This is a genomic window from Brevundimonas sp., from assembly GCF_029945885.1.
Lineage (GTDB): Bacteria > Pseudomonadota > Alphaproteobacteria > Caulobacterales > Caulobacteraceae > Brevundimonas.
Map to the genome: position 1 here is coordinate 1 of NZ_JAQSDK010000002.1, position 24,280 is coordinate 24,280.

Annotated in this window: 19 protein-coding genes and 1 tRNA gene; 12 read left to right on the forward strand and 8 right to left on the reverse strand. The window is 66.5% G+C overall.

Annotated elements, in window-relative coordinates:
* Positions 1–524: 524 nt before the first annotated feature.
* Positions 525–1,109 (reverse strand): DDE-type integrase/transposase/recombinase, encoded by a 585-nt coding sequence (locus tag PSV00_RS15290; RefSeq protein WP_366944625.1) that lies wholly within the window; start codon positions 1,107–1,109, stop codon positions 525–527.
* Between PSV00_RS15290 and PSV00_RS00445 the strand changes: the two genes are divergently transcribed.
* Genes PSV00_RS00445 through PSV00_RS00480 form a run of 8 tightly spaced genes read left to right on the forward strand, consistent with a single transcriptional unit; the run spans position 1,045 to position 11,826 of the window.
* Positions 1,045–2,682 (forward strand): TldD/PmbA family protein, encoded by a 1,638-nt coding sequence (locus tag PSV00_RS00445; RefSeq protein ID WP_300443530.1) that lies wholly within the window; start codon positions 1,045–1,047, stop codon positions 2,680–2,682. The genes PSV00_RS15290 and PSV00_RS00445 overlap by 65 nt on opposite strands.
* A gap of 20 nt (positions 2,683–2,702) precedes the next feature.
* Complete coding sequence (locus tag PSV00_RS00450; RefSeq protein ID WP_300443532.1) at positions 2,703–4,037, forward strand: TldD/PmbA family protein; 1,335 nt, start codon at positions 2,703–2,705, stop codon at positions 4,035–4,037.
* A gap of 22 nt (positions 4,038–4,059) precedes the next feature.
* Positions 4,060–4,761: a DUF4159 domain-containing protein gene (locus PSV00_RS00455; RefSeq protein ID WP_300443534.1), complete on the forward strand. Its 702-nt coding sequence runs from the start codon at positions 4,060–4,062 to the stop codon at positions 4,759–4,761.
* A 46-nt stretch (positions 4,762–4,807) separates the two neighbouring features.
* Positions 4,808–5,806, forward strand: a complete 999-nt coding sequence (locus PSV00_RS00460) for a MoxR family ATPase (protein ID WP_300443536.1) — start codon at positions 4,808–4,810, stop codon at positions 5,804–5,806.
* A 17-nt stretch (positions 5,807–5,823) separates the two neighbouring features.
* A complete protein-coding gene (locus tag PSV00_RS00465) occupies positions 5,824–6,717 on the forward strand; it encodes a DUF58 domain-containing protein (protein WP_300443539.1) in 894 nt (297 codons plus the stop codon).
* A complete protein-coding gene (locus PSV00_RS00470) occupies positions 6,717–7,883 on the forward strand; it encodes a BatA domain-containing protein (RefSeq protein ID WP_300443542.1) in 1,167 nt (388 codons plus the stop codon). Before PSV00_RS00465 ends, PSV00_RS00470 begins: the two co-directional genes overlap by 1 nt.
* On the forward strand, positions 7,880–10,000 hold the full coding sequence (locus PSV00_RS00475) for a DUF4175 family protein (RefSeq protein ID WP_300443545.1): 2,121 nt from the start codon (positions 7,880–7,882) through the stop codon (positions 9,998–10,000). Before PSV00_RS00470 ends, PSV00_RS00475 begins: the two co-directional genes overlap by 4 nt.
* A complete protein-coding gene (locus tag PSV00_RS00480; RefSeq protein WP_300443548.1) occupies positions 9,997–11,826 on the forward strand; it encodes a hypothetical protein in 1,830 nt (609 codons plus the stop codon). The genes PSV00_RS00475 and PSV00_RS00480 overlap by 4 nt, the downstream gene beginning before the upstream one ends.
* Here PSV00_RS00480 and PSV00_RS00485 read toward each other — a convergent pair whose 3' ends face one another.
* On the reverse strand, positions 11,827–13,461 hold the full coding sequence (locus PSV00_RS00485) for a TldD/PmbA family protein (protein WP_300443550.1): 1,635 nt from the start codon (positions 13,459–13,461) through the stop codon (positions 11,827–11,829).
* 461 nt (positions 13,462–13,922) lie between these two features.
* On the opposite strand from PSV00_RS00485, the gene PSV00_RS00490 reads away from it, so the two are divergent.
* On the forward strand, positions 13,923–17,519 hold the full coding sequence (locus PSV00_RS00490; RefSeq protein ID WP_300443552.1) for a calcium-binding protein: 3,597 nt from the start codon (positions 13,923–13,925) through the stop codon (positions 17,517–17,519).
* 665 nt (positions 17,520–18,184) lie between these two features.
* Here the strand turns inward: PSV00_RS00490 and PSV00_RS00495 are convergent.
* Positions 18,185–18,274 (reverse strand) — tRNA-Ser (locus PSV00_RS00495).
* 127 nt (positions 18,275–18,401) lie between these two features.
* Here PSV00_RS00495 and msrA point away from each other — a divergent pair.
* The 3 genes from msrA to PSV00_RS00510 all read left to right on the forward strand — a co-directional run bounded on the left by msrA (position 18,402) and on the right by PSV00_RS00510 (position 19,985).
* On the forward strand, positions 18,402–19,052 hold the full coding sequence (gene msrA / locus PSV00_RS00500) for a peptide-methionine (S)-S-oxide reductase MsrA (protein WP_300443554.1): 651 nt from the start codon (positions 18,402–18,404) through the stop codon (positions 19,050–19,052).
* A gap of 2 nt (positions 19,053–19,054) precedes the next feature.
* A complete protein-coding gene (locus PSV00_RS00505) occupies positions 19,055–19,399 on the forward strand; it encodes an MmcQ/YjbR family DNA-binding protein (RefSeq protein ID WP_300443557.1) in 345 nt (114 codons plus the stop codon).
* Between the two features lie 61 nt (positions 19,400–19,460).
* The gene (locus PSV00_RS00510; protein ID WP_300443559.1) at positions 19,461–19,985 is read left to right on the forward strand and encodes a cytochrome C; all 525 of its coding nucleotides are present in this window, start codon (positions 19,461–19,463) and stop codon (positions 19,983–19,985) included.
* 85 nt (positions 19,986–20,070) lie between these two features.
* Here the strand turns inward: PSV00_RS00510 and PSV00_RS00515 are convergent, their stop codons facing one another.
* The 5 genes from PSV00_RS00515 to flgH all read right to left on the reverse strand — a co-directional run bounded on the left by PSV00_RS00515 (position 20,071) and on the right by flgH (position 24,279).
* On the reverse strand, positions 20,071–21,879 hold the full coding sequence (locus tag PSV00_RS00515) for a DUF885 family protein (RefSeq protein ID WP_300443562.1): 1,809 nt from the start codon (positions 21,877–21,879) through the stop codon (positions 20,071–20,073).
* 94 nt (positions 21,880–21,973) lie between these two features.
* Positions 21,974–22,477, reverse strand: a complete 504-nt coding sequence (locus PSV00_RS00520; protein ID WP_300443565.1) for a hypothetical protein — start codon at positions 22,475–22,477, stop codon at positions 21,974–21,976.
* Between the two features lie 14 nt (positions 22,478–22,491).
* A complete protein-coding gene (locus PSV00_RS00525; RefSeq protein ID WP_300443568.1) occupies positions 22,492–22,923 on the reverse strand; it encodes a hypothetical protein in 432 nt (143 codons plus the stop codon).
* 37 nt (positions 22,924–22,960) lie between these two features.
* Positions 22,961–23,431 carry a hypothetical protein gene (locus PSV00_RS00530; RefSeq protein WP_300443570.1) on the reverse strand — a complete coding sequence of 157 codons (471 nt, stop codon included), beginning with the start codon at positions 23,429–23,431 and terminating at the stop codon, positions 22,961–22,963.
* Between the two features lie 122 nt (positions 23,432–23,553).
* Positions 23,554–24,279, reverse strand: a complete 726-nt coding sequence (flgH, locus tag PSV00_RS00535; RefSeq protein ID WP_300443573.1) for a flagellar basal body L-ring protein FlgH — start codon at positions 24,277–24,279, stop codon at positions 23,554–23,556.
* Position 24,280: the final 1 nt, after the last annotated feature.

The following is a 24,280-nucleotide window of genomic DNA, read 5'->3' on the forward strand; positions in this document are numbered from 1 at the left end:
GACAACCAGATCGGTGCCCGCATGAGCGTCCAATGGTAGGCTGAGGCCTTCCCCGTCCCCCGCCTCCGCACACGGAGGCGGGGGCGGGCCGCCTTATGGAAGGGCTGCTATGGGGGTGAGCTCAACCGGTGAACGCAACACGCTGGCTTTTCTTCGGAGATGGAGCGTGGGTGATGAAGCAGCGGCGGCGTCTGAGTTTACGATTGTGCACAGGGCCCAGGAGGGGGGAGGGCTCAAGCCCCAGACCGATCAATCCGGGCACCGGCTGTGGTGTGCAAGGCGTTCGCTAGTTCAGATTTTTCGCGCAGGCGATGTCGGCGGAAGACAGCGGCCCATGCTCCACCGGGCGGCCCTGAATCTCGGGATCTAATATAGCGCAAGGTGGGGACCGTTATGGGCCCCGACCAACGAGCGCGAGTTAAAAAATCGAAAAATCAATGCACTACGGGGAGGCTGGTGGCGATGGAGGCCGTCGGGTGACACCTTGTCTCCGCCGGGCGCAGGCAGGGCAGGGCGCGCAGAGCTTATGCGGGGAGCGTCTTCCACTCGGCCAGGGCGGCTGAGCGTTGGGCCTTGTAGGTCTCTCTGCTGATGCGGTGACGGTCCCGGTTGAAGTGATTGTGAAGGGCGGCGTGGACGGAGCTGTACTTCTGTAATGTCCTCAACTGCCTGAAGCGAAGCATGGCCCGTTCTCGTCGTCGGAATGGCAGATGTGAGGTCTCACACCGGTTGTTGCCCCAACGCCCGATCTGCTGCTTCCACGCATTGCCGAGATCATTCATGGCGGCCCGACAGGAGCGCAGGCCGTCTGTGATGATCACCTTCGGGTCGATGTCGCCATGCCCGGAGGCTGGCTCGGACCGTCTTACCGGGCGACGAAAGTTTGGGCTGACAGGACCCTTACAGACCTTCCGCAGGCCTGATCGGCGTTTGACGTCAGGCGCGAGCGCGGCAATGATGATCTGTCCGGGTTCACGAAGGGAGTCGGGCAGTCCATCCAATCCTTTCAAACCTGCCCTGCGGATACCGCAGATGGAGGCGAGCGTGCACAGACGTAACTTCCTGTCTCTCGGCGCCCTGGGTGTGGGGGGGCTTGTTCTGCCCTCCATGTTCGCCGGCAAGGCGATTGCCGCTGAAGACCTCGTGTCCACGCTCGATGTCCGGATCAAGAAGGCCCTCGCCGATGCGGCGATGACCGCTGCGACCCAGGTTGGCGCCACCTATTGCGACGTCCGGGTCGGCCGTTATCTGCGGCAATTCGTCATCACGCGCGAAGCCAGTGTCCAGAACATCGTCAACACGGAGTCGACCGGCGTCGGCATCCGTGTGATCGCCGACGGGGCCTGGGGCTTTGCCGCAACCAATGCGATGACCAACGACGCCGTGGCCGAGGCCGCGCGCCAGGCCGTTATCATCGCCAAGGCCAATGCCAAGGCGTTGACCGCACCCGTCCAGTTGGCGCCGGTGACAGGCGTCGGCGAGGTGAGCTGGCGGACCCCGATCGTGAAGAACGCGATGGAAGTGCCGATCGGGGAGAAGGTCGAGCTTCTGATGGGCGTCAACGCGGCCGCGACCGGCGCGGGGGCCAGCTTCGTCCAGTCGATGCTGTTCGTCGTCAACGAGCAGAAATATTTCGCCAGTACCGACGGGTCCTACATTGACCAGGATGTGCATCGCATCTGGGCCCCGCTGAACGTAACCGTGGTGGATCAGGCGACCGGCAAATTCCGTAATCGTGAAGGTCTGTCCTCGCCGATGGGCCTCGGGTTCGAATATCTGGACGGGGCGAATTCCGGCAAGACGATCCTGCCCAACGGTGTGGTCGTATACGGCAACTCCTATGACATGAAGGAGGACGCGATGGCCGCCGCCGAACAGGCGCGAGCCAAGCTGTCGGCACCATCGGTCGAGCCGAACAAATACGATCTGGTTCTGGACCCGTCGCACACCTGGCTGACGATCCATGAATCCGTCGGCCACCCGCTCGAGCTGGATCGTGTTCTGGGCTACGAGGCCAACTATGCGGGCACCAGTTTCGCGACCATGGACAAGATGAGGGACGGCTTCCAGTACGGCAGCGACAAGGTCAATCTGGTCGCCGACAAGGTGCAGCCCGGCAGCCTGGGCGCGGTCGCCTATGATGACGAAGGCGTGGGCACCAAGGCATGGGATCTGGTGCGTGACGGCAAGCTGGTCGGCTATCAGGCGATCCGCGACCAGGCGCACCTTGAGGGCAAGACGGCTTCTGACGGGTGCTGTTATGCGGACAGCTGGTCCAGCGTCCAGTTCCAGCGCATGGCCAATGTCTCCCTCGAGGCCGGTAAAGCCCCGCTCAGCGTCGCCGACATGATCGCCAACGTTGAGGACGGCATCTACATCGTGGGCGACGGGTCGTTCTCGATCGACCAGCAGCGCTACAATGCCCAGTTCGGCGGCCAGCTGTTCTACGAGATCAAGAACGGGGCGATCACCCACCAGATCGAGGATGTGGCTTACCAGATCCGCACGCCGGAGTTCTGGAACGCCTGTTCGGCGGTCTGCGATGAACGCGACTACCGACTGGGTGGATCGTTCTTCGACGGCAAGGGTCAGCCGTCCCAGGTATCCGCCGTATCGCACGGGTCCAGCACCGCGCGCTTCGACGGCATCAATGTCATCAACACCGCTCGTTCGCTCGGCTGATCGTGCAAGGAGACTGAACCATGAGCATTCTTCCTGAAGCGCAGGCCCGTGCCATTCTCAGCAAGGTGGTGGCGTTCTCCACTGCCGACGAGTGCACCGCGCAACTGAACGGATCGACGCAGGGCAATATCCGCTTTGCGCTGAATAATGTGTCCACCAGCGGCATCGTCGACGATATCAACCTGTCGGTGCAGGTAGCGTTCGGCAAGCGCATGGGCACGGCCACGATCAACCAGTTCGATGACGCCTCCCTGGAGCGGGTGGTGCGTCGGGCTGAGGAACTGGCCCGGCTGGCACCCGAGAACCCTGAGTTCATGCCGGCTGTCGAGGCCCAGACCTATACGACGACTGCGACCTACAGCGCCGCAACGGCGGCGATCTCGCCGGAAGATCGCGCAGCGGTGGCGACCAACTCGATCGACCCCTGCAAGGCGGCCAACCTGATTGCCGCCGGCTATCTGGAGGACGTGACCGGGTTCGTCTCGTTCATGAACAGCAACGGCAATTTCGGCTATCAGACCGCGACCAGTGCCGACTACACCTGCACGGTCCGGACCGAAGACGGTCGCGGTTCGGGCTGGGTCGGCCACAATGTGCAGGACGTCGCCACGTTCGACGCCGACGCTGACGTGCGCATCGCCATGCGCAAGGCCAGTGCCTCGGCTGAGGCGCTGGCGCTGGAGCCCGGCAAATATACGGTGATCCTGGAGCCTGCGGCGGTCGCCGGTCTGGTCGGGTTCATGATGAATTTCTTTGACGCCCGGTCCGCTGACGAGGGCCGCAGCTTCCTGTCAAAGCCGGGCGGCGGCAACCGGGTCGGCGAGCAGATGTTCGGACCGGAAGTCAGCCTTCATACGGATCCCGGCTATGCCAACGCAGCGGTCTATCCGTGGGATGAAGACGGTCTGCCACGCACGGCACGGCCGATAGTCGAGAATGGTCGGGTCGTGAACCTCGAGTATTCCCGCTATTGGGCCCAGAAGCAGGGCAAGCCCCCGCTTGCAGGTTCCGGCAACTTGATCATGACGGGCGGCGACAAGTCGACGGCTGATTTGATCCGGTCCACCGAGCGCGGAATTCTGGTCACCCGGACCTGGTATATCCGCATGGTGGATCCGCAAACGGTCCTGCTGACCGGCCTGACCCGTGACGGGACCTTCTATATCGAGAACGGCCAGATCAAACATCCGGTCAAGAATTTCCGCTTCAACGAGTCGCCGGTGATCATGCTCAACAACGTCGATGAGCTGGGTCGGTCCGTGCGGGTGCAGAGCGACGAGGGCGGTTACGTCATGGTGCTGCCGGCCATGAAGATCCGCGACTTCACCTTCACCTCGCTGTCGGACGCCGTCTGACGGTGGCTGCCCGGCCGGTTATATGAACCGATCGCAGTTTCTTCGGCTGGGTGCGGGCGGTTTGGCCGGCCTGGCGCTGGCGGGACCGTCCCGGGTCCTGGCGTCCGCCGGCTACGACTTCTGGTTCACCCGGCTGCGCTATGACTCGGGCGACTGGGATGTCGACCAGCGCATGCCGTCGAACCTGATCACGTCGCTGATCGACTATACGACGCTGCGCGTCGATCCGGCCGAGCGGGTGATCGCCCTGTCGGACCCCCGGATGCTGACCGCGCCGTTCTGCTATCTGGCGGGGCACAAACTGGTCGAGTTTTCAGCGGCCGAGCGGCGCAATTTCGAACGCTATGTCCGCAACGGCGGCTTCGTGTTCGTCGACGACTGCAATCACGATATCGACGGATTGTTCGCCCGATCGTTCGAGGCCCAGATGCGGGCCATCTTCGGGCCATCGGCACTCAAGACCCTGCCGGATGACCATCCGCTCTACCGCAGCTTCTTCCGCTTCGACGGGCCACCCAACACCGGGATGGAGCTTAACGGCTGGGGCGACGATCTGGTGCACGACTATCTGAAGGGCATCGAGATCAACGGCCGGCTGGGCGTGCTGTACAGTAACAAGGACTATGGCTGCGAGTGGGATTATGACTGGCGAAACAAGCGCTTTCTGGCCGTGGACAATACGCGGTTCGGGGTCAACATCGTGATGTACGCCCTGTCGTCGTAAACCTGCCGCCCGCCATCTCTGTTCTTACCCCGCCCTGGGAAATCCCATGACCAAAGCCGTCTCCGAAGCCGATATCCAGGCGCAGATCGCGCGTCTGGGCGACCTGCGCGCCGCCATCGGTCAGGCGATCGTCGGGCAGGAGGCGGTGGTCGAACAGTTGTTGATCGGCCTGCTGGCCGGCGGGCATTGCCTGCTGGAAGGCGTGCCGGGGCTGGGCAAGACCCTGCTGGTGCGCTCGCTCGGCGAGGCGCTGAAGCTGGAGTTCCGGCGCGTGCAGTTCACGCCGGACCTGATGCCCAGCGACATCCTCGGGACCGAATTGCTGGAAGAGGATCACGGCACCGGCCGTCGGCATTTCCGCTTTCAGCCCGGACCCGTGTTCACCAACCTGCTGCTGGCCGACGAGCTGAACCGCACGCCGCCCAAGACCCAGGCGGCCCTGCTGGAAGCCATGCAGGAACGCACGGTCAGCTATGGCGGCGTGACCCATGAATTGCCGTCGCCCTTCTTCGTGCTGGCGACGCAGAACCCGCTGGAGCAGGCGGGTACCTATCCGCTGCCGGAGGCCCAGCTGGACCGGTTCCTGCTGCACATCCGCGTCGACTACCCCACCGCCCAGGAAGAGCACGACATCATCGCCCAGACTACGGGGGCCCGGTCCGGGGTCGTGCCCCAGGTCATGCAGGGCGAGGAAGTTCTGGCGCTTCAGGCGCGGGTGCGGGAGGTCCATTTCAGCGAGGCGCTGCTGCGCTGGGTGACCACCCTGGTGCGGGCCAGCCGTCCGGGTGACGGCGCGATCGAGGATATCCGGAAATACGTGAAATGGGGCGCGGGTCCGCGCGCCGGTCAGTCGCTGGTTCTGGCGGCCAAGGCCCGCGCGCTGCTGCAGGGTCGGCTCGCCGCTACCCGGGAGGACGTCGTGGCTTTGGCGGGGCCGGTCATGCGCCACCGGCTGCTGCTGTCGTTCGCCGCGGAAGCCGAAGGGCGCAGCGCCGACGACATCATCGCGGCGCTGGTGCGTGCCACACCGATGCCCGACGCCTGAGCCGGTTCGTCCAACCCATGATCGACTTCCTGCCCCCTGACGTACGAAGCCGGCTGAAGGGCCTGCGCCTCGTCACGCGTCGGGCGGTCGGAGGGCAGGGCATCGGCCTGCATCAGAGCCACAGTCGCGGTGCCGGGCTCGAATTCGCCCAGTACCGCGCCTACGAACGCGGCGACGAACCGCGTCAGATCGACTGGAAGCTCTACGCCCGTTCGGACAAATTCTTCGTGCGCGAGGCCGAGCGGGAAAGCCCGGTTGCGGTGTGGATCCTGATGGATACCAGTGCCTCGATGGCTCAGACGGACAGCGGCCGACCGGACTGGTCGCGGCTGGATGCGGCCAAGGCCCTGACCCAGGGCATGGCCGAACTGGCCTTGAGCCAGGGCGACCGGTTCGGCTGGGCCGCGCTCAGCGATCAGGGCCTGAAACTGCTGGCACCGGCGGCCGGTACCCGCCAACGCGACCGGCTGCTGCTCGAACTTCAGCCGCTGCGCGGGGGGGGCGGCTTCGCCCGGGAGGACCAGTTGTCCCCGATCTGGGAGCGGATCGGGGCGCGCGATCTGGTCGTCGTGCTCAGTGACTGCTTCGATCCCGGTGTTGTGGAATTCATGGAGACGCTGGCTGCTGCCGGGCGCGAGGTGCTGGCGATCGAGATGCTGACCCTGGGCGAACGGGATTTTTCATTCCGCGGCGGTCATCGCTTCCGTGACCCGGAGACCGGTGAGGAGTTGATCGGTGACGGTCCCGCTCTTCGTGTGGAGTTCCTGCGCCGCTTTGCCGAGGCGCGGGCAGCGCTGCATGGCCGACTGGACCGGGCCGGAGTACGCCATACCGAACACGTTCTGGACCAGCCGATCGACCGGCCGCTGCGACGGCTGTTCGGGGCCCATGGCGCGGCGGAATACGCATGATGCCCGGGTTGCTGCTGCCCGGGGCGTTGGCGGCGCTCGCGGCGATTCTCATACCGCTGGTGATTCATATCGCCCGGCGAACCGAGGAACGACCGATCGAGTTCGCGGCGTTGCGCTGGCTGCGACAGAAGCCACGTCCGAAGTCGCGCCTGCAGTTCGACGAGCGGCTGTTGCTGGCCGCCCGTATGCTTCTGCTGATCCTGTTGGCGCTGTGGCTGGCGGCTCCCGTGCTGTTCGGGGCCGGAGGGACAGCGCCCTATGTCGCCGTCGCGCCGGGAGTCGATGTGTCCCGGGCCGGCGTGGTCTCGGACACGGCGGTCGCTGACTATTCCCGAACGCACTGGCTGGCCCCCGGCTTTCCGGCGCTGAGCGACGACGGACCCGTAGCCGTGGGGCCACTCACCAGCCTGCTGCGCCAGCTCGATGCCGATCTTCCCGCCGACACGCCGCTGGTCGTCGTGGTGCCCGAGGTGATGGACGGGGCAGACGCCGAGCGACCCCGTCTGTCGCGCCGGGTGGAGTGGCGCATCGTCGCCGGGGCTGCGCCTGTCGAAAGGGCAGAGCCGCGTCCGGTTCCGGCCCTGTCGATCCGGAACGATGCGGATCACGCGGGCGGGTTACGTTACCTGCGGGCCGCCGCGCTGGCCTGGCAGCCGGTCGGTCGCGACGCGGATCTGGAAATCGACGGTATCGACGCGGCCCTGCCGCCGGTGACGCGCCGCCTGATCTGGCTCGGCACCGGCACGCTGCCGCCGGCGTTGTTGCGCTGGGTCGAGAGCGGCGGGACGGCCCTGATCGGTTCGAAGGCCCTGTTTCCGGACGATGTCGACCGGGTCGTGGTCTGGCGCGATGGTCTGGACCGTCCGCTGGTCGAGGCCGCGCGAATGGGGAGCGGGCGTCTGCTGCATTTCACCCGGCGCCTGGCACCGGCCGAGATGCCGGAATTGCTCGAGGCCGATTTCCCGGTCCGGCTGCGCGCGGTGCTGGTGCCGTCGACGACAAGGCCGACCCGCGTGAGCGCCGCAGACCATGCCCCCACGACTGGCGCGCGGCATTTCGAGCCCGCCCCCCGTGACCTTCGCCCCTGGCTGGCGGTGCTGATCGGGCTGGTGCTGCTGGGCGAGCGGTGGCTGGCGACGCGGCGTAACCGGGGGATCAGCCCATGACGGCCGGCACCCTGCTGCTGACCTGGACAGGACCGGCGCGGCGGCGGGCGCTGCTGAACGACGCCCTTGTATACGTGCCGATCCTGCTGGCGCTGACGGCGCTGGCCTGGCGAGGCGGTGGGACGGTTGTCGGGGTTGCGGTACTGGTGGTCGGTGTCGCGCTGGCCCTGTTTGTCGGTTATCGGCGGGCGGCGCGGTTCGACCGGCATTGGCTGGTGCAAAAGCTGGACGGGACCCGTCCGGACATGGAGGACAGCGCCGAGCTGCTGTTCGCGGATACGCAAACGCTGGGCGACCTGCAGAGGCTGCAGCAGGCGCGACTGTTCAGCCGGCTGGAGGCGGGTCGGCCCGACGCCCTGAGGTCGGACTGGTCGCGTCGTCCGATCCTCGCGGCCTGGGTTGTCGCGAGTCTGGTGATCGGCGGGGCCGTCGCCTGGCCGCGCGCCGGGGATCGCCCCGTCGTCCTGGCTCCCAGTGTCGAGCGGACGCCGGTGGTGGCCGGCGTGCCGCGGCTGGTCGCTCAGAACCTGCGCATCTTTCCGCCCGGCTATACCGGCCTGCCGATGCGGGACGAACGTCAGCTGGATGCGCGGGCCCCCCGGGGATCGCGGCTGGAGTGGACCCTGCGCTTCGATCCGGAGGCGGCGGTCCCGGCCATCGTGACGCTGGCGGGGGGGAAGCTGGCATTGCGGCGCTCGGGTGACGACTGGATCGCGAGCCGCGTGCTGGACAGCTCATTCCTCTACCGGGTCGATCCGGCACCGGGGCGGGGACCGGTCGCGCCGTTGCATCGCATCGACGCCATTGCCGATGCGCCGCCGGTGATCCGGGTCGTCTCTCCGGCTGAAAGTCTGACGATGGTGACGACGGGGCAGCGCAGCTGGGCACCGGTGTTTGCCGCCGCCGATGACTATGGCGTCGCCGCCAATGCCCGACTGCGTATCACCCTGGCGATGGGGGAGGGCGAGAACATCACCTTCACCGAACGCGAGATCGGCATAACCGGTCGCGGAAACCCGCGCGACCGGCGTTTCGCGCAGACGCTGGATTTCGCGGCGCTGGGCTTTGCGGCGGGGGGCGATCTGGTCGTTCAGCTGATCGTGCGCGACAACCGCTCACCCGGTCCGCAGGAGGTGCGCGGCCCCAGTCTGATCCTGCGTTGGCCGTCCGCCAGTCGCACCCAGGGCGCGGGCCTGGAGGGGATGGTCAACACCACCCTGCCGGCCTATTTCCGCAGCCAGCGCCAGATCATCATCGACGCCGAGGCCCTGATCGCCCAGCGCCAACGCCTGACTGCGGATCGCTATCTGTCGCGGTCCACCGGCATCGGCGGCGACCAGGAGATCCTGCGCCGTCGCTACAGCGAATTCCTCGGGGGCGAGAACTCGGCTCCACCCCAGCTGCCGACCAGCGACGCGGCGGAGGTGCATACGGACGACGACGGTCATGACCATGCCCCGCGCACCGCGTCGCCGGGGTTCGGCTCGCCGGAGGATGTGCTGGCCCAGTTCGGGCATCCGCACGATGATTCGCCCGCCGCCAGCCTTGATCCCGAGACGCGCGCGCTGCTGAGGCAGGCGGTCGATGCGATGTGGCAGTCCGAGTTGCAGCTCAAACAGGGCCGTCCTGACCTGGCCCTGCCACATGCCAATCGCGCGCTGAACTTCATCAAGGAGGTCCAGCAGGCGACGCGCATCTTCCTGGCGCGCGTGGGATCAAACCTGCCGCCGGTCGATCCGTCCCGACGCATGACTGGCGAGCGCGAGGGGATTGCCAGTCGCACCCTGCCGATCGCACCGGTCGAGGCCGCCGATGGCCCCGCTGCCGCGGCGTGGCGCGCGCTCGGTCAGGGACCGGAGGCAGTGCGCGGTCCGGTGGCCTTTGACGCGCTTGAGCGATGGATACGCTCCAACGCCGACCGCCTGCCGGACGCGCTGGCGCTGTCGGGGGCGCTGGACGCGGTCCAGCGCGATCCGGACTGTGACGCCTGCCGTCAGAAACTGCGTGCCCTGTTGTGGACCGCGATGGAAAGACCACCCGCCAGCCTCGACCGGCGCCGACCGGCCGATCCCGCCGGCGCGCGCTATCTCGGCGCGCTGGAAGGGGGCGTGCCGTGACGCCCAAGCTGATCCTGGCCGTTGTGCTGGCCTGTGCCGTCGTCGCGGCGTGGGTGCGGTTGTTCCTGTGGCGCAGAAACGCGCCCCGCGAGGGGGCGGGCTCATTGTGGCGCGTCATCGCGCTGGCGGGGTTGCAGCCGGTCTGGGCGGTATTGCTGTTCTTCTGCCTGTTTCCGCCCGGCGTGCGCACGGCCTCGGTGGATCTGGTGGTGGCGACAGCGGGCACGTCCCGCACAGCGGCTCCGGCACCGGGCACCACACTGATCGCCCTGCCCGAAGCCCCGGCCCTGGCCGGGTCGGAACCGGCACCGGACCTGGGGACAGCCTTGCGGCACCATCCGGGCGTTCGGCAGATCACGGTGCGCGGCGGTGGATTGACGGCCCGCGACCGGGACGCGGCGCAGGGGATCGCCATCACCTTCGACCCGCCGCCGCTTCCGAAGGGGCTGGTCTCGATCTCGCCACCCCCGAGAGTCGCGCCTTTCGCCGGGTTCAGGCTCGGCGGACAGCTGTCCGGTCTGCCCGGCGCGACGGTCGACCTGATCGACCCCGCGGGGCGGGTCACGGACACACAGACGGTCGCTGACGACGGCCACTTCATCGTGTCGGGCACAGCGCGCTCGGCCGGGCTGGCGACCTTTGTCGTCCGCATCCGCGACGCCCGGCGGCAGGTGGTCGAACAAGCGGAGGTGCCGGTGCAGGTCGAGGACCAGGCCCCGCCCCGATTGCTGATCATGGCCGGTGCGCCGGGGCCTGAGGTCAAATACCTGCGGCGATGGGCGACCGACGCCGGGTTCGCGGTGACGGTTCGGGCCAGCGCCGGCGGCGGTGTCCAGATCGGCGACGCACCGATCGCCATCAACGCCGCGACCTTGCGATCCTTTGATGCCGCGATCATCGACGATCGCAGCTGGGCAGGACTGGCCGGCCAGCGGGCCGACGTGATCCGTGCGGTGCAGGGCGGTATGGGTCTGGTCCTGCGGTCCGGGGGTGCCCCTGAGGACGGGGCCCTGGCCCAGTGGCGGGCGCTCGGTTTCACAGTCAGCGGCCGTGGCGGGGTGGTCCCGATTGCCCTGTCCGTGACGACGGACGCCGACCTCGCGCGGACGCGACGCGGTGTTCCGCCTCCGGATGCGGTCACTGAGCAGGACATGGGTGATGACTTCCTGCCCGCGATCAATCGTCTGGCGGCCACCCCGGGTGGCGATGGAACCGTGCCCCTGCTGGAGGATGCGGGCGGCGCGACCCTGTCGGCCTGGCGGGCCATGGATCGTGGGCGGGTCGCTGTGTTTACGGGCATCGACAGCTTCGGCCTGGTCCTGACCGGCAAGACCGATCTCTATGGCGACTGGTGGAGCACGATGCTGTCGACCGTGTCGCGTCCCGTGGCAGGGGTTGCGCCGGCCTTTGCCGGTCCGGCCTGGGTCGGCGACCGGGTCGCCCTGTGCGGGCTGTCCCGCGATGCCCGGATCGAGGGGCCGGACGGTGCGTTGACGACAGTTCGGACGGGTGCCGCAGGCTGCGCCGGGTACTGGCCGGTGGCGTCCGGCTGGCACCTGCTGCGCAAGACCGGCCCCGGCGATGACGAACGGGTCTGGCCGTTCTACGTCCAGCCGGCCGATGGTCTGGCCGGGGTGCGAGCGGCCCGAGATCGCGATGCGACCCTGATGTTGGGCAAGGCCGCGCCCGACCCGGCGGAGGCGACCCATGAGATCCCCGAGGTCCCCGGGTCGCCGTGGCCGTGGTTCATCGCCTGGCTCGTCGCCAGCGCCGGGCTGTGGGGCCTGGAGCGCTCGCGTCTCGGCCGGGTACCGACGACCGTTTGATCAGCCCAGAGACCGAGCCGTGTTGATGACGTTGATCCCGTCGAACCGTGTGGTCGACGAGCCGTGGCTGACGGCCGAGACCTGACTGGGCTGGCCCTTGCCATCGAAGAACGAGCCGAACAGACGGTAGTCGCTCTCGTCGCAGGTGGCGCTGCAGGCGTTCCAGAATTCGGGGGTGCGGATCTGATAGGCGACATCGCCCAGCGGCCGGGTGATCGCCCCGTCCTTGATCTCGTAGAACAGCTGGCCGCCGAACTGGGCATTGTAGCGCTGCTGGTCGATCGAATAGGAGCCGCGACCCAGGATGTAGATGCCGTTCTCGACGTTGGCGATCATGTCCGCGGCCGTCATCGGCGTCCTGCCCGGCTGAAGCGAGACGTTGGGCATGCGCTGAAACTGGATGGTCGACCAGGAGTCGGCATACGAACATCCGGCCGAGGCCGAGTCGCCGAGGATGTGAACCTGATCGCGGGTGGCCTGATAGTCGACCAGTACGCCATCGCGGATCAGGGGCCAGCTCTTGCCGGCCACGCCCTCGTCGTCAAACGCGACGGCACCCAGGCTGCCGGGCTGGGTCCGGTCGGCGATGATGTTGACGATGTCGCTGCCATATTTGAACCCGGCCTCGCGCTTGTCCAGTGTGGCGAAACTGGTGCCCGCGTAGTTGGCTTCATAGCCCAGCACCCGATCCAGCTCGAGCGGGTGGCCGACGGATTCGTGGATGGTCAGGCCCAGGTGGCTGGGGTCGAGGACGAGATCGTATTTGCCGGGCTCGACCGAGGCCGCAGACAGTTTCTCGCGGGCCTGGGTGGTCGCCGCAATCGCATCCTCGCGCATGTCGTAGGAGGCACCGTAGACAACCACGCCGTTGGGCATGACGGTCTTGTCGTCGGCGCGCCCGTCCAGATATTCGTAGCCCATCCCCATCGGCGACGAGAGGCCGTCGCGGGTCCGGAACCGGCCCGAGTCCTGGTCGACCGCCGTGACCGTGAACGGCACCCAGATGCGGTGCACGTCCTGATCGACGTAGGAGCCGTCGGTACTGGCGAAATATTTCTGCTCGTTGACCAGGAACATTCGCGAGGCGACGAAGCTGGCCCCCGCGCCGGTCGCCGCCGAATTGACCCCCATCAGCAGGCTGATCTTCTCCTCGATCGGGACCGCCATCGCATTGCGCTGGATCGGCGTCCGCCAGCTGCGTTCGCCGAGGGCGGGGGCAGGGGCCAGTTGAACGGGACTGGTCTGGCTCCTGGCATTGGCCTTGGCGATCGCCGTGGCCAGCCGGGCCGTATCGGCGACGGCTTCGGCTGTCAGGATGTTGGTCGCGGCGAAACCCCAGGCCCCGTCGGCGATGACCCGGACACCGGTCCCGCTCGACTCGGTGTTGACGACGTTCTCGACGTTCGCTTCGCGGGTCATGATGAACTGCCGCATATAGCGGCCGACCCGGACATCGCAGTAGCTGGCCCCCGCCTGTGTCGCGGCACTCAGCCCGGCGTCAGCGAGGCGCTTTTTCACCGCAACGTCCACGGTCTCGACGAGTTGTTCGGCGGCGATGGCCCGACCGGCAAAGCCCGGCAGCAGCAGCCCACCGGCTCCGATGCCGCACGCAGCGAGGAAGTGGCGTCTATCCAAGGTCTTCTCCCAGAAAGGGTTCATCGAGACCAATGGAGGGACCGCAATCGTGGTCGTTCCACCCGCCCGGAAATGTGATGCTCGCACATTCGCCCCAGTCGCCGTCGCGGTCAAACCGACATTGGGCGGTGGCAATCGTACGGTAACCCGTCTCCGGCCGAACTGCGCGGATGTGACCGGAAGATCTGTTGTGCGTGTCCGGTTCGACTCCCTGACCCGTCTGGCAAAATGGCACCCGGGTGGAGCTCACCTTCGGGCCTGGGCCCCTGTTGCGAGGGTGCTGTCCGGGGGGCTGAGAGGCCAGGCCGCGCAGCGTTTCTGCACCGCACCTGCCTTGTCGGACGGAGAGAGGCCAATTCGAACCGGGGAGACTGGTCCCATACCGCCCGGCCAGCCATTATTGGGTTGCGCTGACACCCCACAACGCTAGCTTGAATGGCGTAGGTTGGGAGCAGTGTTCAGTGCCAGGTCGAATTTATGTCACCGACACCGTGCTCGAAATCGGCGTCTGGCAGACCCTGAGTGTAGTAGACGACTGGGTCGGTGTGGTTTTTCGGGACGAATACGTCAACTATGGCCACCATCCGGTGGACGATGCGGGACCGGTTGTCGTCAATCGCGGCACCGTGACCATAACCTCTGCGAGCGAGCGATATTCGATCGATAACTGGGTCCGCGGCATCGACCACGAGCGCGGCGCTTTTTTCATGAACGCAGCCTTCGTGAATGCCGCCGGTGCGACCTTTTCGGTCTCCCACACTTCCCTGACGGGAAAAGCTACCGGTTTCTATGCCAGTGCCTGGTGCGCAGACTTCACCAACCAGGGCCTCTTTCAGGTTTCGTCGGCGCACATCGCCATCGGAATAGAAACCTGGAACGGAAACTTCCTTGACCGTGAACACGCCAATAATTTCTTCTTTGATAATACTGGCGATATTCGTGTGGCTGGCGCGACGACCGCCTACGGCGCACTCTTCTACAACGGAGCCTTTGCGACCAACTCCGGGTCGATCTCGGTGACAGGCGGACAACGCGCCTGGGGAGTCCTGCTGTTCGGGCATGCGCCCGAGTTGATCAATTCGGGATCGATCACGGCGACCACGACCGGTACCGAGGCGAGCGTCGGTGTTTATCTGTCAGGCGGTGTCTTTGGTTCCCACCTGGTCAATACGGGAACAATCTCGGCTGACATCGCGGTCCGCGAAAATGACTTTGACAGCCGGTTTGGGCCCAATCAGGATCTGATTGAAAATGCTGGCCGGATATTTGGACATATCTATCTGCTGCAGGGTGCCGACGAGATCCGCAACAGCGGGGTGATTCACGGCGATGTCGTCTTCGGTGATCAGAACGACCTCTTTCTGGGCGCGCGCGGCCTGGTGTTCGGCACCCTGTCCATGGGCGGGGGCGACGATCGGGTTGAGGCCGGAAGCGGCAACGACCGGATAGACGGCGGGGCCGGCCGCGACGAAATCGATGGTGGCGACGGTTCCGATACGATCGACGGCGGCGACGATGACGACCTGATCTTCGGCAATGACGGTGACGACTTTCTGCGTGGCGGCGCAGGCCAGGACTTCCTGTTCGGCGGCGCAGGCAATGACGTGATCGAGGCCAGTGAGGGCGACGCCCTTGCCGGGGGAGCGGGCAATGATCTGTATCGTCTGGGCGCAGGCCGGGACCTGATCATTCTCGAACTCGATGCCGGCGACGATGAAGTCATCGGCTTTGACCCGGGTGTCGACCGTTTTGTCATGAGCGGGTGGCAGTTTCTTTCCGCGACTGTCGTGGGGTCAGATACCCGGCTGACACACACGGGCGGCACCATCCTGATCCGTGGCACCACGGGGCTTGCTGTGTCGCAATGGAATGCCCTGATCGACCCCACCGCGACGCTTGTCGGGCCGAACGGCATTTCGTTGATCGGCAGTTCCGGTGCCGACGACCTGACCGGCGGCAGCGGCAATGACTTCCTTTATGGCGGCGCTGGGCATGATGTCCTGCGCGGCGGCGACGGCGACGACCGCCTGGTCGATCGTGAAGGCCCCGGGTCCTTCTACGGGGGGGCGGGGAACGACCTGCTGATCAGCGGCGACCATGCCGTCCTTATGGATGGCGGCGACGGTGATGACATCCTGCAGGCCGGTGCGGGCAATGATGTGCTTCACGGGGAAAGCGGGGCTGACACCATCTTTGGCGGTCGGGGTAACGACATCATCACCGGCGGGGCTGGTGCCAACACGATCTATGGCGGTGATGGCGATGATCATATCACCGGCGGCGATGATGACGACATGATCTATGGCAATGCCGGGCAGGACGTCATTCATGGCGGGGCTGGCAATGACGTCATTTTCGATGGTGGCGACGACGACCTCATCTACGGCGGTGACGGCGACGACGAGATTCACGTGTTTGGTGACGGTCGGGCCTACGGCGGCGCGGGCGCGGACCGGATGTCCGCCGAGTCCGGTCAGGTGGAACTGTATGGCGAGGATGGAGACGATATTCTGTCAGCCAGCGCGACGATTGGGGCGCGGCTCTACGGCGGCGACGGCGACGACGAAATAACCACTTCGCTCTTCGACGGCTATGCCTTTGGCGGTGCCGGCGACGATCGGCTGATATCATCGGACTACACTGCGCTGCTCCAGGGCGGAGCCGGCAACGACAGCCTTATTGGGCGGCGCGGCTATATGGTCACCGCAGATTACAGCGACGCGGACGCCTATGTGACCGTTGATCTCCGGATCTTCAGCGCACAGGACACCCATTCGCGCGGCTTCGACACCCTTACGGGAATCGGCAATCTGAATGGCTCGGGCTATGCGGATATACTGACAGGCGATCTCACCAGAAACATCCTGTCCGGCGGTTTGGGCGCCGACCAGTTGCATGCCCAGGAAGGCACCGACCTGTTGATCGGCGGCGGCGGGGACGACATCCTGAACGGCGGCGACGATGCCGACATCCTGATCGGTGGGGACGGCGATGATCTCATTGACGGGGGCCACGGGAACGACTGCGCGATCTTCGCCGGAGCTCGCGCACTCTATGCGATCTCTGTCTCTGGCGGGGTGACGACCGTCACCGGACCGGAGGGTATCGACCGACTCTCAAACGTCGAATGGCTTCACTTTGCCGACGGTGTTTTCGCGGCCGATGGATCGATCCCGGCCGGCGCGCTTGTCGGCACGGGCGGCGCGGATGCCCTGGTGGGCACAGCCGGCGACGACGTCATCCTCGGCGGCGATGGCGACGATGTGATTACAGCGAATGGCGGCAGCGACTCGATTGACGGGGGAGACGGCATCGACACCGTCGTTCTGACTTCCAACTTCGCTGAATATAATGTCACCCAGGTCGGTGGGGTTACGACCCTCATGGGCAATTCCCAGATTGTAACCCTCTCGGGAGTCGAACGTCTTCAGTTTGACAGTCAGACAATCCTCCTCGCGCCGAACGGCGGCGACTACGTCACCGGGACCGACGGTAACGACTTCCTGATCGGCCAGGGCATGAACGATCACCTTGTCGGGGGGGACGGTGTTGACCGTCTGGAGGGCCGGGACGGCGACGATATCGTCGACGGTGGCGCGGGCGACGACACGATCATCGGCGGCGACGGCTGGGACGTCCTGCTGTTGGGCGGAAGCCGCGACGACTATCGGGTGCTCCGTTCCGGCGACGATTTCATTGTCAAAGGGCCGGACGGTCGGGATTTGGTAACCGGCGTCGAGTTGCTTCGCTTTTCCGATGGAAGCGAAATCGATCTGGCGATGACGTTCGGGCATGAGCCGCAGGTGTTGCCGGGTCTGATGGAAGATGGTTTCCAGATGAAAGGCGTCGATCTGGTGTCCAAGGACTCATTCGGAGATGCCCAGGTCCTGCCTGCGTCGCCGGACAATAGCGACGGGTATGTCTCCGATTCAGTGGTGTTCGAACGCCAGATGGCGGCGGTATTCGCCGGCGGGCACATGCCTTTGGTCGGTGCCGATGTGGACCTGGTTCACGCCCCATGGAGCCACGGCGGCGACTTCGATCTTCTGGCCGGCTGATGTCTTTAGCCGGGCTTGGCAGCGCCTGTGCTGTCAGCCCAACGCTAGCTCGTCTCTGCCGAATTCGGCGAAAAACCGCCAGTGGTTCGCGCGCTTGCCGTGGGCATCTGGACCAAAGCAGCTTGCCGCTCCTGACTCCTTCAGAACGTTCGTTATACGGCTGCCATGTCAGCCCCCATCCGTTGAAGTTCGAAAGCGGCCCCTCCGGAGGTCCGCTAAGGGCCCGAGGCGATGGCGCATCGCGTCTAAGCCAACGACGACCCGCCATTGCCCGGCGCGTTTTTTCACGGCCTCGGTCGATAGCAACCCGTCGCCTAAGGTTGGAAAGCAGACTCATGGATCAGAGCGAAAAGCCGACATTCGGTGTGTTCTTGGCGCATCGGCGCAAGCGCTCACCGTCGGCGTCTGAGTTTACAATTGTGCACACGGCCCGGGAGGGGGGCTCAAGCTCTAGACCGATCGATCCGGTGACCGGCTGTGGTGTGCAAGGCGTTCGCTATTTCAGATTTCGCGCGCGCGCGATGTCGGCGGAAGAATGCGGCCTGCTAGACACCGGGCGGCCCTGAATGTTCGGGTCTATTGTAGCGCAAAGTAGGGACTGCTGTAGGGACCGATCACCAAGCTTGATTTAAAATCAAAGCAAATCAATACCATACAGGAGAGTGTGGCGGACAGAGAGGGATTCGAACCCTCGGTACGCTTTCACGTACACACGCTTTCCAAGCGTGCGCGATCGACCACTCCGCCACCTGTCCGTTCCACGCCTGGGCGAGGCCGCCGGGGGTCGTCCCGGCGGAGGCGAGGCTGATAGCCCACCATCCCCCCCTCGGCAAGCCGGTTCGCCGTCCCTATATGGAGAGCGACCCGTTCTGGAGATATGAAATGTCGATCCGCGAGACCGCCGGCCTGCCTGATGCCGCCACCGCCCTGCCGGGGCGGGCCGAGCCCCTGCCGACCGACGCGATGCATTTCGTCAGCGGACACCCGCTGAAAGGGCCCTTTCCGGAGGGGTTCGAGACCGCCATCCTGGGCATGGGCTGTTTCTGGGGCGTGGAACGGATCTTCTGGTCGTTGCCGGGCGTCTGGGTGACCTCGGTCGGCTATGCGGGCGGGATCACGCCCAATCCGACCTATGAGGAGACCTGCACCGGCCGCACCGGTCACGCCGAGGTGGTGCAGGTGGTGTTCAATCCGCACGAGATCAGCTTCGCCGAACTGCTGAAGGCCTTCTGGGAGAATCACGACCCGACCCAGGGCATGCGCCAGGGCAATGACGTGGGCACCACCTACCGTTCGGCCATCTACTATCTGAATGATGCGCAGAAGGCCGGGGCCGAGGCCTCTCGCGACGCCTATCAGGCAGCGCTGACCCGGGCCGGGCGGGGCACCATCACCACCGAGGTCGCGCCCGCCGGTCCCTATTATTTCGCCGAGGCCTATCACCAGGCCTATCTGGCCAAGAATCCGGACGGCTATTGCGGCATCGGCGGGACCGGTGTGGTCTGTCCGATCGGCGTCGGCGTCGGGGCCTGACGATGGACCGGGCCGGGGTCGGCAGAGTCTGCCTGGCCCTGCCGGCGGCGACCCTGGACCATCCGTTCGGCGACGATCACGACACCTACAAGGTCGGCGGCAAGATGTTCGCCATGGTCGGCGGCATGGGCGGTGTGTCGTTCAAGGTCTCGGACATCGCCTATGCGGTGTTGACCGAATCCGGCCACGCCAGGCCAGCCCCCTATATGGCGCGGGCCAGATGGGTGAACCTGCCGCGGCTAGACGACTGGCCGGACGACGAACTGGCCGACCACCTCGCCATCGCTCACGGTCTTATCGCCGCGAAGCTGACGAAGAAGGCGCGGGCGGCGCTGGGTCTGGCCTGACTCCGCTTGCCTGCGCCGGCAAAACGCTGTTCCTTCCAGCTCTCTGCCGGGGAGGGCGACAATGAGACCGAACACGATGCTGCTGGCGCTGGGCCTGCTGGCCCTGGCGAGCTGCGACCAGGCCGATGACGGCGCGACCGGTCCGACCAGGCCGCGCGTTGTCGCGGCCACCGATATCGAAGCCGGGCGATACTTGGTCAGGGTCGGGGGCTGCAACGACTGCCACACGTCCGGCTATATCGCGAGCGGCGGCAAGACGCCCGAGGCGGAATGGTTGAGGGGGAACAGTCATGGCTTCTTCGGCCCCTGGGGCACCACCTATGCCCACAACCTGCGCCTGACGACGGCGAACATGACCGAGGACGCCTGGGTCGAGATGCTGAGCACACGCGATGCCCTGCCGATCATGCCCTGGCCCAGCGTCAATGCGATGCACGAGGCCGACAAGCGCGCCATCTATCGCTACATCCGCAGCCTGCCCGGCGACGCCGGCGCGCCAGCACCGACGGCCCTGCCGCCCGGGCAAACCCCGGCGACGCCCTATGAAGACCTGACGACCAGGACGCCGGGCGACGCCTCGAACTGACTTCGCTGGCGATTGCGGCGCGCGGGAACGCGGACAACGGCTGCGGAGACGGACCCGCGAAAGGCGGCACCTGTCCGAAGCTGCCTCACGGCCGCCGCGCCTTCTCCTCCGCGATCCAGGCGTCCATGCGCGCGTCCAGCAGGCCCAGCGGCAAGGGGCCGTCGACCAGCAGGGCGTCGTGGAAGGCACGGATGTCGAACCGGTCGCCGAGGGCCGCCTCGGCGCGGGCCCGGACGGCGCGCAGGCGGATTTCGCCGATCTTGTAGGCTGTGGCCTGACCGGGCCAGCCGATATAGCGCTGCAGCTCGGTCTCGATGTTCAGCGGTGACAGGGCCGAGTTGTCGCGGAAACAGGCGCGGGCCTGTTCGGTGCTCCAGCCCATCCAGTGCAGTCCGGTGTCGGCCACGAGGCGGCAGGCGCGCCACATCTCGTAGCTGAGACGACCGAACCGCTCATAGGGGGTGCGGTAGAAGCCCATCTCCTCGCCGAGGTATTCCGAATACAGGCCCCAGCCCTCGATGAAGGCGGTGACATCGGCCCCGCGCCGGAAATAGGGCTGGTCCTCGGCCTCCTGCTGCAGGGCGATCTGCAGATGGTGGCCGGGCACCGCCTCATGCAGGGTCAGGGCCGGCAGTTCATACAGCGGGCGCTGGTCGAGGTGGGAGGTATTGACCATATAGCCACCGGCCACCCCGGTCTTCATCGAGCCGCCGTTGTAGCGTCCGGTAGTGTAGCCGTCCTCGATCGCCGCCGGCACCGGGCGCACGCCATAGGGCAGGCGGGGCAGGGTCCCGAACAGGGCCGGCAGGTGGTCGTCGGCGCGCTTGGCCATCTCCGACGCCTTCTCCAGCAGGTCCTCGCGCGAGGTGGCGTAGAATTGCGGGTCCGTGCGCAGGAAGGCGAGGAAGCCGGCGAAATCGCCGGTCCAGCCGGCGGCCTGCATCTCGGTGTCCATGCGGGCACGAATACGGGCGACTTCCTCGACGCCGATCTGGTGGACCTGGTCCGGGGTCAGGTCGGTGGTGGTGAAGCCGCGCACGAAATAGGCGTACATCTCGCGCCCGCCGGGACGCAGGCCGAGGCCGGGCTCGACCGGGGCCACGGGGGCGGCCTCCGCCGTCAGGAAGGCCAGCCAGGCCTGGCGGCGCGGCGTGATCTGGTCATGGATGATGGCGCGGGCGCGGTCGCGAAGCGCCGCCTGGTCCGCTGCGGACATATTGGACGGCAGGGTGACGACGGGCTTCATCAACGCATCTTCGTCGAGCGGTTGGGCCGCGTCGGTGCGGGCCAGAACGATCGCGCTCTCGACGACCGAGGCGGGCTGGACCATGCCGGTGGCCACGCCGCGCCGGGCGTTGGCCAGGGTGTCATCATACAGCCGCGGCAGGCCTGCGAGCCGGGCCAGCCAGGCCTCGGCGTCGGCCGCGTTGGCGATCCGGGTCGAGGAGGCGATGTAGGCGGCACTCTGGCCGAAGCCGCCTTCGGCGCTGAAGGCCAGACGACCGGTGTCGAGGGCGATGCCCTCCAGCTCGCGGCGCAGCAGGAACAGGACGAAGGCGCGATTGCGCGCGTCGGCGGCATTCAGCTGTGTCGGCGCGATGGCCTCGGCCCGGTCCAGCAGGGCCCGGATCGGCGCGCGCCGGGCCAGTTCGGCGGCGCGGGACAGGTCAGGAAGACGCGACAGGGCCTCGCGATCACCGTCAAATCCGGCGGTGATCGGGTCGTTGGCACGCAGAAAGGCCTCATAGTCCGCGAGAACACCGGCGAGGCGGGCATCGGCGACCGTCGCTGCCGGCGCGTCCGGGGCCATGATCGGGGCCGCCAGGACCGGTACGGGCAAGCCGGCCCCCAGGCTGGCGACGAGGGCCGAGGCCCCGATAAGCGCGTATTTCATGGTGTCATTCCCCAAACTTAGGGGGGACTGCACCGGACCGGGGCCGTCGCGTCAACCGTCGGGAGTGGTTTCGCGCGCCGCGGAGCGGTCCGCGTCAGCCGCAGAAGGCGAAGAAACGGGTGATCCGGGCCTGGGAGCCGGGATGGGCGACATAGGCATGAATATCGTCCGCCTGGCGCTGGGCGAGCCAGCCCACGGCCTGGAATCGCCGGAAGACCGGGGCGGCGGCGGGGACCGAGGCGCTCAGAACCACGCCGTCGGTCAGTTCCGAGGCTTCGGCGGTCGCCGGGTAGAGGGCGGCCTCGCCGCCGGATTCAAGGTTGATCTCCGGTCGGGCCCCGGTCTCGCCAAGGGCGCTCACCGCCACGCGGCCGCTGCCCCGTCCACAGTCGAGGCCCAGCCGCAGGTCATCGCTGTCGCGCAGGCCATAGGCCAGGCGGGCGTCGTCACCGTCGACATGGAGGTACCAGTCGTAGTTGGCGACCGGAGCCGTGGCGTATCCGCTAGCCAGCAGGGTCGGGGCGGGAACGGCCACGGGCGCGCAGGCCACCGCGGTCAGGGCAAGGCCACTCAGCAACAGGGGAAGAGGCAGGCGCATGGCGATGATCCGTTTCAGCTGGCGCAAAGCTCGGCGAAACGGCGCAATTTGGCAAGGTGCGGGCGCTGGACCTCGATGGTCCGTTGCTCCGCACCGATCATGACGCCGAGATGGCCGTCAGCGGCGAAGGCAGCAAAGACCGGATGATCACTGCGCAGAACCAGCCGCAGGCCGTCGCCGCGGGCGGGCTCGACGGCAGCGGTGGTCGAGGCCGCACCGGCGGTCACCCGGGCAAAGCCGCGCGCCGGGGCGGACGGATACAGTGACAGGCGCACGACGCTGGAGCCCGGCTCGCACTCGAATGTCGATCTCAGTCGGGCCGTGTCCGGGACCTCGTTGGCGAGCACCAGGGGGGCGTCGTCATAGAGGGTCCAGGTCCACGCAGGCGTGGTCGGGGCTGAAAGCTGGATCACGAGCGCCAGGGCGACGCCGAATAGGCCGGTCATGCATCAGCTCCCCCGCGATGTAAGACGATAGAATTGGTCAGACCCGGGCCGAACCGCAATAGGCAAGAAAATCGGCGGCTACGCGCTGTTCGTCTGCAGCCGCCGTAATATCGAAATCACCGGCGTCGCCGCGCACCCGCAGGACGCCTCGGCTGGCGAGTGACTGCAGCGTCGGATCGCGCAGGGCGATGCGAACCTCGGACGCATCGCCACCGCTGAGCGGGTCCAGTTCCGCAGGACGGTCACTGGCCCGGATCAGCTGCGGGGCGACGGGCTGGACAGCGCCATAGACAACCACGGTCGAACGGCCCGGCTCGCAGGTTATCATCAGGGCCAGATGGTCGGAGTTTTCCACCCCGTAGGCCAGCTTGGCCAAGGGGCCCTCATGACTGAGATGCCAGCCCATGACGACAGGCGCAGCGTGGGCTTCGAACGTCGGCGTCCGGGTCTGGGCGGCGAAGGCAACCAGACCCATGGCGGCGACAGCAGGGATGAGAATTTTGAACATTGGATACTCGCGTCTGATGCTCAAACGCGGGTCGCCGTTAACGGTTCACGGCACAGCTTGCCGAAACTGCGTTGGTGGGGTCCGCCTCCCTCGTCGGCCGGGCCGCGAGGGAGGCGCAGGCTTCAGAACGGGCTGAAACGCTCAAGCAGGGACTGGGCGGCAGGTGTCGCCTGGACGCGGCTGATGTCGCCGCGACCACCGTAGCTGATGCGGGCCTCGGCAATCTGGGTGTGGTCGATGGTGTTGGCCGAGGAAATGTCCTCGGGACGAACGATCCCGGCGACGGTCAGTTCGCGGACCTCGCGGTTGGTGCGCACTTCCTGCCGACCCTGGATCACCAGGTTGCCATTGCCCAGGACGTCGGTCACGACGGCGGCAATGGTCAGGGAGACCTTTTCCGACCGGCTGACCGAGCCGGAGCCATTGGCGTTTGACGATCCGGACATGCCGACCATGTTGGCCGGATCGAAGCCGCCGGGGAAGGCGCGGCCGATGCTGTTCTCGAGGCCGAACAGGTTGGAGACCCCGCCGGCGATGTCATTGGTGCGGGTGCGGGCCGTGGTGTTCTGGGTCTGGGCCTGGTCGTCGATGTTGATCGTCACCGTCAGGATGTCGCCGATGCGACGGGCGCGCTGGTCACCGAAGAAGGTCCGGGCTCCGGTGCGCCACAGGCTGTTGGCGCTGGCCGCCTGCCGGGTCTCGGGGGCCGGCAGATAGGCTTGCTGGGCCGGGATCAGGGCGGCCGGGTAGCCGATCGGGGCCAGTTCGGGCCCGCGCACCGCCTCCATGGCCGTGGAACAGGCACCGAGGGTGAGGGCGGTAGCGGAGATGATCAGGATCGTACGCATG